10 protein-coding genes are annotated in these 12782 nt (G+C 71.7%); 8 read left to right on the forward strand and 2 right to left on the reverse strand.

Translation table 11 applies throughout. The features are described from left to right. Positions 1-14: 14 nt before the first annotated feature. From ftsZ to VFW66_15540, 5 genes are read left to right on the forward strand one after another with little or no spacing between them, the layout of a single operon-like run. Positions 15-1184 (forward strand): cell division protein FtsZ, encoded by a 1170-nt coding sequence (gene ftsZ / locus VFW66_15520; GenBank protein ID HEX5388108.1) that lies wholly within the window; start codon positions 15-17, stop codon positions 1182-1184. Then, the gene (locus tag VFW66_15525; protein ID HEX5388109.1) at positions 1184-2509 is read left to right on the forward strand and encodes a M23 family metallopeptidase; all 1326 of its coding nucleotides are present in this window, start codon (positions 1184-1186) and stop codon (positions 2507-2509) included. Before ftsZ ends, VFW66_15525 begins: the two co-directional genes overlap by 1 nt. 4 nt (positions 2510-2513) lie before the next feature. Beyond that, complete coding sequence (locus tag VFW66_15530) at positions 2514-3233, forward strand: 1-(5-phosphoribosyl)-5-[(5-phosphoribosylamino)methylideneamino] imidazole-4-carboxamide isomerase (protein ID HEX5388110.1); 720 nt, start codon at positions 2514-2516, stop codon at positions 3231-3233. Beyond that, complete coding sequence (locus VFW66_15535) at positions 3230-5077, forward strand: hypothetical protein (protein HEX5388111.1); 1848 nt, start codon at positions 3230-3232, stop codon at positions 5075-5077. The genes VFW66_15530 and VFW66_15535 overlap by 4 nt, the downstream gene beginning before the upstream one ends. 30 nt (positions 5078-5107) lie before the next feature. Continuing rightward, on the forward strand, positions 5108-6136 hold the full coding sequence (locus tag VFW66_15540) for a hypothetical protein (GenBank protein HEX5388112.1): 1029 nt from the start codon (positions 5108-5110) through the stop codon (positions 6134-6136). 6 nt (positions 6137-6142) lie between these two features. Here the strand turns inward: VFW66_15540 and VFW66_15545 are convergent, their stop codons facing one another. Together VFW66_15545 and VFW66_15550 are read right to left on the reverse strand one after the other, a co-directional pair. Next, a complete protein-coding gene (locus VFW66_15545; protein ID HEX5388113.1) occupies positions 6143-7522 on the reverse strand; it encodes a cytochrome b N-terminal domain-containing protein in 1380 nt (459 codons plus the stop codon). A gap of 10 nt (positions 7523-7532) precedes the next feature. Beyond that, entirely contained in the window at positions 7533-8087 is a 555-nt protein-coding gene (locus VFW66_15550; protein ID HEX5388114.1) for a Rieske (2Fe-2S) protein, read from the reverse strand. A 163-nt stretch (positions 8088-8250) separates the two neighbouring features. On the opposite strand from VFW66_15550, the gene ftsY reads away from it, so the two are divergent. From ftsY to asnS, 3 genes are all read left to right on the forward strand, one after another. After that, positions 8251-9189, forward strand: coding sequence for a signal recognition particle-docking protein FtsY (gene ftsY, locus VFW66_15555; GenBank protein ID HEX5388115.1), 939 nt, complete (start codon positions 8251-8253; stop codon positions 9187-9189). A 7-nt stretch (positions 9190-9196) separates the two neighbouring features. Continuing rightward, complete coding sequence (gene recG, locus VFW66_15560) at positions 9197-11266, forward strand: ATP-dependent DNA helicase RecG (protein ID HEX5388116.1); 2070 nt, start codon at positions 9197-9199, stop codon at positions 11264-11266. A 220-nt stretch (positions 11267-11486) separates the two neighbouring features. Further along, positions 11487-12782, forward strand: coding sequence for an asparagine--tRNA ligase (gene asnS, locus VFW66_15565; protein ID HEX5388117.1), 1296 nt, complete (start codon positions 11487-11489; stop codon positions 12780-12782).

Consider the following 12782-nt stretch of genomic DNA (forward strand, 5'->3'; position numbering starts at 1 on the left):
CGAGGACACACACCATGATCTTTGAGCTGGAAGAGAGCGGCGCCCCCCAGAACGCCAAGATGAAGGTCATCGGCGTGGGCGGCGGCGGCGGCAACGCCGTCAACCGGATGATCGACGAGCAGTTGGGCGGGGTCGAGTTCATCTCGGTGAACACCGACAACCAGGCTCTCCGGCTCTCGAAATCGGACATCAAGATCCAGATCGGTCGCAAGCTCACCCGCGGACTCGGAGCGGGCGCCCGGCCCGAAATCGGCCGGCAGGCCATCGAAGAGAACAAGGACGAGGTCGCCGGGGTGGTGCAGGGCGCCGACATGGTCTTCGTGACCTGCGGCATGGGCGGCGGCACCGGCACCGGGGCGGCGCCTATCGTGGCCCAGCTCGCGCGCGACACAGGGGCCCTCACGGTCGGCATCGTCACCAAGCCATTCCTGTTCGAGGGCCGGCGCCGGATGCGGCAGGCCGAGACGGGCATCAACGAGATGCGGAAGAACGTGGACACGATGATCGTCGTGCCCAACGAGCGGCTGCTCGCCGTGGTGGGCAAAGGCATTCCATTCCAGGACGCGCTCAAGAAGGCCGACGAAGTGCTGCTCCATGCCACCCAGGGCATCTCGAGTCTCATCACCAGTACGGGCATCATCAACGTCGACTTCGCCGACGTCCGCACCATCATGCAGAACGGCGGCGCCGCGCTCATGGGCACGGGGATCGGCCGGGGAGAAAACCGGGCGCTCGAGGCGGCGCAGCAGGCGATCTCGAGCCCGCTGCTCGACAACATCTCGATCGCCGGCGCCACGGGCGTTCTCATCAACATCATCGGCGGCGACGACCTTACGCTGGGCGAGACCACGCAGATCAACGACATCATCCATGACGCGGTAGGCGACGACGCGGAGATCATCTTCGGCGCCGGCAGCGACCCCGCGATGCAGGGAGAAGTGCGGGTCACCGTCATCGCGACCGGCTTCGACCGCGCGGTCACGAGCGACCAGCCGGCCGCCGCGTCCACCGGCGGTCAGCCCGGGGCCCGCGGCGCCGGGGCCGCGAGCGTACTTCCGTTCACGCCCAAGCGCGCCGGGCCGGTGGTGCAGGCGCCCCGGGTCCAGACCAAGGTCGCGCCGCCTCCCGGCGCCGACGTGCCGGAGATGGAAATCCCGACGTTCATCCGGCGGCAGATGGACTGATGCGGCTGTCGCGCATCGCCCTCGCCGCGCTCATCCTGGGCGGTGCCGCGGCCGCGGCGCTGAGCGGGCACTGGCCGTGGCGCCGGCTCAACGTCGAGGCGCCGGGCGGGCTCGAAGCGGTGCCGGCTGGCGTCGACGGACCGGAGGCGCCCCCGCGGCGCCCGCCCGCCGTCGAGACCCTCGATACCTTGCACCGCGGCGAAACCATTTCCGACGTCCTCGCGCGCCACAACATCACCGATCTCGATTTCGCGCACCGCGGACGGGACGCCGGCATCGACCCGCGGCGGTTGCGACCAGGGCTCGTGCTGAGCTTCCACGGCCCGGACGCAAGTGCACCGCCCACCCGCATTCGCCTCCGCAGCTCGCCGGAGCAGGTCGTCACCTTCCAGCGCTCGTCCGTCGGCTGGGAGGTCAATGCCCGGGAAATTGTCTGGCACTCCGATACCATGGATGTGCGGGGGGGCATCGACAACTCGCTCTACGAGGCGCTCGACGGACAGGTGCGGGACAGCGTGCTCGCGGGCCCAGAGCGCGTGCGACTCGCCTGGGACCTGGCGGACGTGTTCGCGTGGGAGGTGGACTTTACCCGCGACGTGCAGCCGGGCGACACGTTCAACGTGGTGTTCGAGCGGCTGGTCTCTCCGGAGGGCGAGGTGCGCTTCGGACGGATCCTCGCGAGCGAGCTCAGCGTAGCCGGCAAGAGCCTCACCGCATTCCGCTTCGACCCCACCAACACGCTCTACGACTCCGACGGCCGTTCGCTCCGGCGCGCCTTCCTGCGCGCGCCGGTCCAGTTCCGCCGGATTTCGTCCGCGTTCTCGCGGGCGCGGTATCATCCGATCCTCGGCCGATGGCGGCGGCACGAGGGCACCGATTACGCGGCCGCGCGCGGCACGCCGGTGATGGCCGCGGGAGACGGCACGGTGCTGCGCGCCGGGCGCGCGGGGGGCTACGGCAATCTCGTCGAGCTCAAGCACCGGAACGACATCACGACGCGTTACGGCCACCTGCAAGGCTTCGCGCGCGGCATCCACCGCGGCGCGCACGTGACGCAGGGGCAAGTCATCGGGTATGTCGGCGCCACCGGGCTCGCCACGGGGCCGCACCTGCACTACGAGTTCCGGGTGAACGGCGTCGCGCGCGACTCGCGCCGAGTGGATCTGGGCTCGGGCGCACCGGTGCCCAAAGCCGATCGCGACGCGTTCTTCGCCGTGCGCGACCGCCTCACGCTTCTCCTCCACCCCGCTGGACCCGAGCCGGCGCCACCGCCCGCGATCGCCGGAGCCACCCACGAGCACACGACGGCAGGCCTCACGAACTAGGCCGGTGGACCTCTACCCCGCAATCGACGTTCGGAAGGGATGCGTGGTCCGCCTGAGCCAGGGGGAGGCGGCGCGCGAGACCGTGTACGAGCCGGATCCGCTGGCCGTAGCCGAGCGGTTCGTCGCCGAGGGCGCGCGCTGGATTCACATCGTGGATCTCGACCGCGCCTTCGGCGAGGGCGACAACACCGCGGCCATCGCGCGCGTGGTGCGCGCCGTGTGCGGCCGGGTGCGGGTGCAGTGGGGCGGCGGATTCCGGACGCTCGAGTTGGTCGATGCGGCGCTTGCGTTGGGCGCCGGGCGTATCGTCGTGGGCACCGCCGCGGTGGGTGATCCGGCGTTCGTGGCGGCGGCGCTCGCGCGCGCGGGCGCGGAGCGCATTGCCGTGGGGCTCGACGCGCGCGCCGGCGCCGCCGCCGTGCGCGGCTGGCGCGAATCGTCCGGTGAGCGGGTGGAGACGCTCGCGGCGCGCGTGGTCGCCCAGGGTGTTCGTACCATCGTCTACACCGAGATCGCGCGCGACGGCATGCTCGCCGGGCCCGACGTGGCCGGCGCCGCGGCGCTCCGGCACCTCGGCGCCGACGTGATCGCGAGCGGCGGCGTCGCCACGCTCGCCGATCTCCGCGCGGTGCGCGACGCCGGACTCGCCGGCGCCATCGTCGGGCGGGCGATTTACGAGGGGCGGTTCACCGTCGCGGAGGCGGTCGCGGCCGTCAGCGCGTGATAGCACTCGTCGTGGTACTCGCCGTGGGGTTGGCGGCGTTCACCTATCTCTGGCTCGAGCGTCTGGGCCGCCGCGCCGTCGTGCCGCTTGCGTGCCGCGCAATTGCGTGGAGCGCGCTCGGACTGCTCCTCCTCAACGTGGGCTGTCCGGTGGCGGCCCCAATACGCCGCCCGCTCGTGCTGCTCGACGGCTCGCTCAGCCTCACGGCGCCCGGCGGCCGCTGGCGCGAGGCGCACGATTCCGCCGCGCGCTGGGGCGACGTGCGGCTCTTCGGCGACGAGCGAGGGCAGGGCAGCGCGGGCGATACGTTGCCGAACCGCGGCCGCTCGCTGCTCGGGCCGGCGCTCACCGCGGCGGCGGCGGCGGGCCGGCCGGTCGTCGTGGTCTCCGACGGCGAGATCGGCGATGCGGCCGAGCTTCCGCCGGACCTCCTGGCCGGTGCGGCCATCCGACTCTTTCCGCGCGCGCCCGCCTCCGACGTCGCCATCACCGCACTTACCGGCCCGGCGCGCGTCACCCGCGGCGACTCGCTCACGCTCGAGGCGGAGGTGCGCGGGAGCGGCGATGCGGTGCCGGAGAGCGTCACGGTGGCGGTGCACGCGGGTGACGCCCGCCTCGCGCGGCGCACGGTGCCGCTCGGCGCCGCGCGGGAGGCGCGGGTGGAGCTTCGCGTCGGCACCGCGGCGCTCGCGCCCGGCGATCATCTGCTCCGCGTCGCACTTGCCGGCCACCGCGATGCCGAGCCCCGCACCGACAGTCGTCTTCATCTCGTCACCGTCGTCGCCACGCCGGGCATCGTGCTCCTTGCCGGATCCGCGGACTGGGACACCCGCTTTCTGTATCGCGCGCTCAAGGACGTGGCGCAACTGCCGCTGCGCGGGTTCGAGCGGCTGGAGCGGAACCGCTGGCGCGCGATGGAATCGCTCGCCCCGGCGGCCGAGGACGCGGTGCGCCGCGCCGCACGCGGAGCCGATCTCCTGATTCTCAAGGGCGGCGTCGGTGCGTTCGCGGCGGGAAGCCGCGCGCGAGGCATCTGGCGCTGGCCGAGCGGTGAGACCGGCACCCCGCCGGTACCGGGCGACTGGTATCTCGCGGCGTCTGCCGCATCGCCGCTGGCCGACGCATTCGCGGGTGTGCCGCTCGATTCATTTCCGCCGGCAATTCAGATCGCGCCCGCGCGTTCGCCCGATCCGGACTGGGTGGCGCTCACCGGACAGATGGGACGCAGGGGCCCGCGCGTGCCGGCGGTATTCGGCCGATCGGCCGGGCGCATCCGCGAAGTCGACGTGCGCGCCGATGGGCTCTGGCGCTGGGCATTTCGCGGCGGGTCGAGTGAAGAGAGTTATCGCGCGTGGGTTTCGGCCACGGTGAGCTGGCTCCTCGCGGGCGCCGACAGCGCGCGCGGCGTGGCGCGGCCGGTGCGCGCGGTGGTGGCGAACGGCCGTCCCATGGTCTTCGAGTGGACCGGCGCCGGCGCGCCGCAGCCGACGGCGATCACGTGGACCAACGATCGCGCGTCGCCGGGCGAGCCGGTGCGCGCCACGCTCCCGCGCGCCACGCCGCGCGCCGATACGCTGCGCTTCGATGGCTTCGGCCACGCCTCCGTCCGGCTTCCGGTGGGCGAATACCGCTACCAGCTCGCGGCCGGCGGCAGCGGCATGGCGGCCGTGGAGGCGTATTCCGCCGAGCTCTTGCCCGGCGCCGTGACGCTCACACCGCATGGTGCACGGCGACTCGCGGAAGCCTCCCGCCGTTCCGCACGGGACTGGCCGTGGCTCTTTGCGCTCTGTATCGTGGGCCTGGCGGGCGAGTGGCTCGCGCGGCGGCGGATGGGGCTCAGGTAGGGCGGTCAAACCTTCCAACGGGAGAACCCGATGCGCGCGATCGCCGGCCTGGGCGCGGCACTCGCAATCCTCTCCGGCGCGGCACCGGCGCCAAGTCATCCGCGGCCGCCGTACCACCTGCTGCGTCGGGTCGTGCTGGGCGGCGAGGGATGGTGGGACTACGTCACGATGGACCCCGTGCGGCGCCGGCTCTTCATCGCACACGCCACGCAGGTGCTCGTCGTGGACGCGGACCGCGGTACGGTCATCGGCCGGATCCCGGATACGCCGGGCGTGCACGGCACGGCGCTCGCGCAGGCGCTCGGTCGAGGATTCATCAGCGACGGCGCGGATTCCACCGTCACCATCTTCAACCTGCGCACCCTCCGTGTGCTGAGTCGCGTCCGCGTGACCGGCCGCAATCCGGACGCGATCGTCTACGAGCCGGTGACGCGCCGGGTCTTCACCATGAACGGCGGCAGCGACAACGCGACGGCCATCGACGCCGCGACCGGCGCCGTGGTCGGAACGATCGCCCTCGGCGGCCGGCCGGAGTTCGCGGTGGCGGACGGCCGCGGCCGCGTGTACGTAAATCTGGAAGACCGGAGCGAGCTCACGTCGTTCGACGCGCGCACGCTCGCGGCGGCCGCGCCGTGGTCCCTGGCGCCCTGCGAGGAGCCGAGCGGGCTTGCGATCGACACGGCGCGGCGCCGGCTGTTCAGCGGCTGCGCCAATCAACTGATGGCGGTGACCGATGCGGACCAGGGCCGCGTGCTCGACACGGTGCCGATCGGTGCGCACGTCGACGCCAACGCCTTCGACGCGGCCACCGGGCTCGCCTTCAGCTCCAACGGCGACGGCACGCTCACCGTCGTCGACGCGCGGGGCCCGCACCCCCGCGTGGCGCAGACCGTGACCACCGCGCGCGGCGCGCGCACCATGGCGCTCGATCCGCGCACCCACCGGGTTTATCTCGTCACGGCGGCATTTGGGCCGCCGCCGGCCCCGACGCCCGAGCACCCGCATCCCCGACCCAGCGTGGTGCCGGGGACGTTCGAGTTGCTCGTCGTCGGCCGCTAGCGACCGCTACTTCCGCGTCGACAGAAACGCCACCAGCGCCTGCACTTCGTCTGGTGTCAGGCTCCGCGCGTACGCCGGCATGTTCGGCCCGCCGTTCGTGATCTGCAGGGCGATGCCCTGCGACGTGAGCCGGCTCGCGACGTTCGAGAGGTCGGGCCCGCGCTCTCCCCCGTGGCCGGCAATCTGGTGACAAAACTCGCAGCCCTTCGAGTGAAAGAGCCGCGCGCCTTCCACCACCGCCGCCGACGTGTCGTGCACCACCTCGGCCGGCAGCGGCGTGGCCGCGAAATCCGGCGACCATTTGGCCTGCGCGCCGGCGATCCAGAAGCTCACGATCACCGTCACAATCGCGATCACGAGCAGCGGTGCCCATGGCCGGCGCCGCACGCTGCGCTCGCCGGTGTTGGAGAGTGGCACCAGCAGCAGGATCGCGCCGAACACGAGGGGCGCCACCACGATGATGAACGTCTCGAGGCTCGTGGGCGTGAGCGCGAGCACCGCGAAGTACCAGAGGAAATACCAGTCGGGCCGTGGATAGGCCTGCAAGATGCTCGGGTCGGGCGGCCGGCCGAGCTCCGGCGGGCCCACGATCACGGCGAGGATCGCGATGACCGCGACCACCGCCGCGCCAAACACGGCGTCGCGCCACGCTGCGTCGGGCCAGAACGGCACGCCCTCGCTGCGGAGCATCGCGTCGTAGCGCGCGCGGTAGGTGGCCTCCTCGACGGGCTGGCCGAGGCGCGGCCGCTCCGAGATGCCGTGCCGGAGCACCAGGAGCAGGTGCAGCCCGATGAGCAGGAAGACGAGCGCCGGGATGAAGAAGACGTGAAAGGCAAAGAAGCGGCTCAACGTGGCGCCGCCCACGGTGTCGCCCGCGAGGACGAAGCGCGCGAGGTCGGTGCCGATCACGGGCACCTTGCCCGCCTGCGCCGCGGCCACGATCACCGACCAGACCGCGGTCTGGTCCCAGCGCAGCAACTGGCCGGTGAACGCCAGCGCGATCGTGAGCAGCAGGAGCACCGCGCCCGAGAGCCAGTTGAGCTCGCGGGGATACTTGTACGCCGCCATCAGGTAGGTGCGGGCCACGTGGATGCCGATGAGCAGCATCATGGCCGACGCGCCGAAGTAATGCATGCCGCGCAGGAAGCGCCCCATCAGCGCCTGCTCGCTGATGAAGCGGAGGCTTTCGTACGCCTGCCCGCTGGCGGGGACGTACGCGGTGGCGAGCGCGATACCGGTGACCACCTGGAGCAGGAATGCGATGAGCGTGGCGCTCCCGAAGACGTACCACCAGCCGGTGCGCGGCGGCACCGGATGCTCGAGCGCGTGCCGGGTCCAGGTGACCAGGCCGGTGCGATCGTCGAGCCACGCAAGGAGCCGACTCATCGTGCCGGCCTCACGCGAACGGTATCGGGCTCGTGAGGATCTCCACCCGCCCGCTCCGCACGCGCACCGGGTATTCACCCAGGGGGCGGGGAGGCGGACCGGCGGCCACGGTGCCGTCGGCGTTGTACACGCCGCCGTGGCACGGACAGAGGAAGAGCCGCGCGTCGGCGATCCATTGGACCGGGCAGCCGAGGTGGGTGCAGTTGACGGAAAACGCGGTGAAGCCACCGTCTTCGGTGCGCCGGAGCCATGCCGCGGTGCGCGCCGTGACCCCCGACCAGGGGAGCGGCGACGCGTCCTGGAAGGTTACGGACACGGTCTCTCCGACGGCGAACCGGTCCACCGGACCGACCGCGCGCCACTCCCTCGGCACCCGGCGCACGAGCGGCGCCACGAGAAAGCCGATGAAAGGCACGCCGACGATCACCGCGGCCGCGGCCGAAACCGCGGTCGAGAGCCGGGAGAAAAAGCGGCGCCGCGGAAGCATCTCGGCGCCGTTCGTCGGGGTGGAGGGCGGCGCGGGAGGCGCGGGGTCGGGCGAAGCGTCGGAACCGGCAGCGTCCATGCGAGGCTCGCGTTGATGGTGGCGATCTGACGGACGGCCGATCCGGCGCGCGTGCGGCGGCGGGTCGGCCGTTCGGTGCGGGCAACTTAGCGCGAGCCCGGGACGCGCGGCAAGCGCCGCGGCCCCGCTAGATTTTCGGGGAACGATCACCGGGAGACGCAGCGTGGCCGAAGGCCGGCTTGGCGAGCAGAAGCAGGGACTCTGGAAGCGGCTCAAGCGGCTCGCGTTCAGCGATGTGAACGCCGTCATCCGCGGGCTCAACGCGGCTGACATCGAGACCATGGAGCGGATTCTCATCGAGGCCGACTTCGGCGTACCCGCCACGGTCGAGCTCACCGAGGCGCTGGAGGACGAGGTCCGCAAGGGGCGGCTCAAGACCGAGGCCGATCTCCGCAACACCCTGCGCGTCCGCCTGACCGAGATGCTCGGTGCCGCGGGCGACCCTGGCGCCATCGCGCAGGCACAGTCGGACGGGAACGGCGGCGGCCCAACCGTCGTGCTCATCGTCGGCGTCAACGGTACCGGCAAGACCACGACGGCCGCCAAGCTGGCGTACCGGCTCAAGCGCCAGGGCCGGCGGGTCCTCCTCGCCGCGGCCGACACCTACCGCGCCGGCGCCATCGCACAGTTGCAGATCTGGGCCGATCGCATCGGTGTGCCGTGCGTGGCGGGCGCGCCCGGGGGCGATCCCGCGGCGGTCGCTTTCGATGCGCTCGACGCGGCCCGCTCGCGCGGCGCCGATACCGTCGTGGTCGACACCGCCGGCCGGCTGCACACGCAGGAAGGGCTCATGGAGGAGCTGCGTAAGCTGAGCCGCGTCGTGGCGCGCAAGGTGCCCGGCGCGCCGCACGAGACGCTGCTCGTGCTGGACGGCACCGTTGGCCAGAACGCGATCCAGCAGGGCCGCCTCTTCAATGAGGCGGTGAGCCCCACCGGGATCGTCGTCACCAAGCTCGACGGGAGCGCCAAGGGCGGCGCTGTGGTGGCGCTCCGGCGCGAGCTGGCGCTTCCCATTCGCTTCGTGGGCCTGGGCGAGGGGGTGGACGACCTCGAACCGTTCGACGCCGAGCGCTTTGCCGCCAATCTCGTGGGCGGCACGTGACCCGCAGGTGAGCCCGCTCCGCCTCGACACGCCGGTCACATTTCTCAAGGGCATCGGCGAGCGGCGGGCGGAGGCGCTCGCCCGGCTTGGCATCCGTACCGCGCGCGATCTCCTCTGGCACCTCCCGCACCGCTACGTCGACGCATCGACCGTGACCCCGCTCGCGCGCGCGGAAGTGGGGAGCGACGTCGCGTGCATGGGCAGAGTGGTGGCGAAGGGCGTCGTGCCCACGCGCCGCGGGCTCAGGATCTTTCACGCCGTGCTGCGCGACGACAGCGGGCTGCTCGAGTGCGTCTGGCCGGGACAGGCGTTTCTCGACCGCAGCATCGCGGTCGGACAGACGCTGCTCGTGTCGGGGCCGATGCGGTTTTACCATGGGCGACAGATGGCCCCGCGCGAATATCTGATCCTGGGTGATGGCGAGGGCCAACCCGACGCGCTCGCCGCCGGCACGGTGCTCCCGGTGTATCCCGCCACCGAAGGCCTGAGCCACAAGGTGATCCGCGGGCTCGTCGAGCGGCACCTCGATGCGCTCGTGGCGGCCTCGCGCGACGTGCTGCCCGAGCCGCTTCGGAAGAGCCTCGCGCTCCCCACACTCGGCGACGCGCTCCGGGCCGTCCACCGGCCCCGCTCGCTGGCCGACGCGGAGGCGGGGCGCCGCCGGCTGGCGTTCGACGAGCTGCTCGACCTGCAGCTCATGCTGGTGCGCGCGCGGCATCTCGCCAAGCGGCGGCGGAGCGGCGTTGCGTTCGAGGTGAAGCGCGAGCTCACGACCGCGCTTCGCCAGCATCTCCCGTGGTCTCTCACCCGGGACCAGCAGCGCGCGCTGCACGAGATCACCGCCGACATGACCGCGGCCGACCGCATGCATCGCCTGCTCATGGGCGACGTAGGGACCGGCAAGACGGTGGTGGCGCTCTTCGCCATGCTGCTCGCGCTGGAGAACGAATACCAGGCAGCGCTCATGGCGCCCACCGAGCTTCTGGCCGAGCAGCACGTGGCCACACTCGCCGCGCTGCTCGAGCCGCTCGGCATCCGCCCCGAACTGCTCGTCGGCCGGCTCCCGGCGGGCGAGAAGAGCGCGGTGCGCGAGCGACTGGCGAGCGGTGCCGCGCGGCTGGTGGTCGGCACCCATGCGTTGCTCGAGGGGACCACGCGCTTCCATCGGCTCGGCCTCGCGGTGATCGACGAGCAGCACCGGTTCGGCGTGGAGCAGCGGGGGGCGCTCATCGCGAAGGGAGCGGCGCCCGACGTGCTCCTCCTCACCGCGACGCCCATTCCGCGCTCGCTCGCGCTCACCCTCTACGGCGACCTGGACGTCTCCACCCTGCGCGAGCGCCCGCCCGGACGCGGCACCGTGCGCACCGCCATCCGGAGCGCGGCCGAGCGGGAGCGGGTGTACGCCTTCGTGGAGCGCGCCGCGGCGGAGGGGCGACAGGCGTACGTGGTGCTGCCGGTGATCGAGGAATCGGAGCGGGCGGACTTGCGCGCGGCCACCACGATGGCCGAGGCGCTCGCGGCGCGGTGGCCGGCGCTCGCGGTGGGGCTGGTGCATGGGCGGCAGAAGGGGGACGAGCGCGACGGCATCATGCGCCGCTTCCGCGCGGGCGAGCTGCACGTGCTGGTGGCGACCACGGTGATCGAGGTCGGGATCGACGTGCCCAACGCCACCATCATGCTGGTCGAGCATCCCGAGCGCTTCGGGCTCGCGCAACTGCACCAGCTTCGGGGGCGGATCGGGCGCGGGGTGGACGCGAGCTACTGCATTCTGCTGGTGGATGATCGCGTGCCTGAGCGGCTGGAGGCGTTCGCGGCGACGAACGACGGGTTCAGGATTGCGGAGCTGGATCTGGCGGAGCGGGGGATGGGGGAGCTGATCGGGGCGCGGCAGTCGGGTGATCTCGTGGTGCGGCATGCGCGCCTGCCGGCAGATGAGGATCTGCTGGGGCGGGCGCGCGAGCTGGCGGCGGAGATGATTGCGCGCGATCCTGCGCTGCAGCGGGCGGAGCATCGCGGGGTGCGGGAGCGGGCGGTGGCGCGGTATCCGCGGGCCACTGAGCTCTTTCGCGTCGGGTAGCTCTGGGCTCCGGTGTGGGGCGGGCGCCCTCTACGGGCTCCGTGTGGGGCGGGCGCGGCCCCGGGGAGCTGCCCCTACCGGCCGCTGCAGTTCGCTCGTTCGGGTGAGATCATAACGCTGGCTACCGCTCACTGACGCGTCCGGCTTTGTTGACGAGGTGCGAAGCGGCCCTTAGTCTCCACGCTCCGTGTCGAACACCCAAGCCGCGAGTCACGCGCCGATGCCGCAGGTCCTCATCAGCGAGCTCTCTCGTCATGTCGGAGAGACCGTCACCGTTCAGGGGTGGATCGCCACCACGCGCTCGAGCGGGAAGATCGCGTTTGCCGTCGTGCGCGACGGGTCGGGGCACGTGCAGGGAGTCGTCGCAAAGAAGGATGTGCCGGAGCGCGTGTGGGAGACCTTTGGCGCGCTCACGCAGGAGACGAGCGTTGCGATGACCGGGACGGTCCGCGCGGAGCCGCGCTCGCCCGGCGGGTTCGAGCTCGGCGTCAGCGATCTCGCGGTGCTCGGCACCTCGCCGGAATTTCCGATCAGCCCCAAGGAACACGGCACCCAATTTCTCTTCGAGCACCGTCACCTCTGGCTCCGGAGCCGCCGTCAGGTGGCCATCGCGCGGGTGCGGCACGAGGTGGTGCAGGGGATCCGGGACTTCTTCGACGCGCGCGGCTTCACCCTGGTCGACACGCCGATCCTCACCGGTGCCATCGGGGAGGAGGCGGGCAATCTCTTCGCCACCGAATACTTCGACCTGGGCAAGGCGTACCTGGCGCAGACGGGGCAGCTCTACGTCGAGGCCGCAGCCGCGGCGCTCGGACGGGTGTACTGCTTCGGGCCCACCTTTCGCGCCGAGAAATCGAAGACGCGGCGACACCTCACCGAGTTCTGGATGGTCGAGCCGGAGGTCGCGTTCAATGACTCGGCCGCGAACATGCGACTGCAGGAAGAGTTCGTGAGCTACCTGGTGGCGCGCGCGCTCGAGCGGCGCGTGGCCGAGCTGAAAGAGCTGGAGCGTGACACGACCATGCTCGAAACGGTGCGGGCGCCCTTCGCCCGCATCGCCTACACCGACGCCGTCGCCAAGCTCAACGCGCTCGGCAGCGATGTCGCGTGGGGCCACGACCTCGGCGCCGACGACGAAACCCTGCTCGCCGCGCAGTTCGAGCGACCGGTCTTCGTTTACAACTATCCCAAGCAGGTGAAGGCCTTCTACATGAAGGAGAACCCCGACGATCCGCGAACGGTGCTCAACAACGACTGCCTCGCGCCGGAAGGCTACGGCGAGATCATCGGCGGCTCGCAGCGCGAGGACGATTACGACAAGCTGCTCGCGCGCATCGTGGAGCAGGGGCTCGATCCCAGGGCCTACGCGTGGTATCTCGACCTGCGGAAGTACGGCACCTTTGTGCATGCCGGGTTCGGGCTCGGCATCGAGCGCACGGTGGCGTGGATCTGCGGCATCCCCCACATTCGCGAGGCGATCGCGTTTCCGCGGCAGATTTATCGGTTGTATCCGTAG

The organism is Gemmatimonadales bacterium (genome assembly GCA_036279355.1).
Classification (GTDB): domain Bacteria; phylum Gemmatimonadota; class Gemmatimonadetes; order Gemmatimonadales; family GWC2-71-9; genus DASQPE01.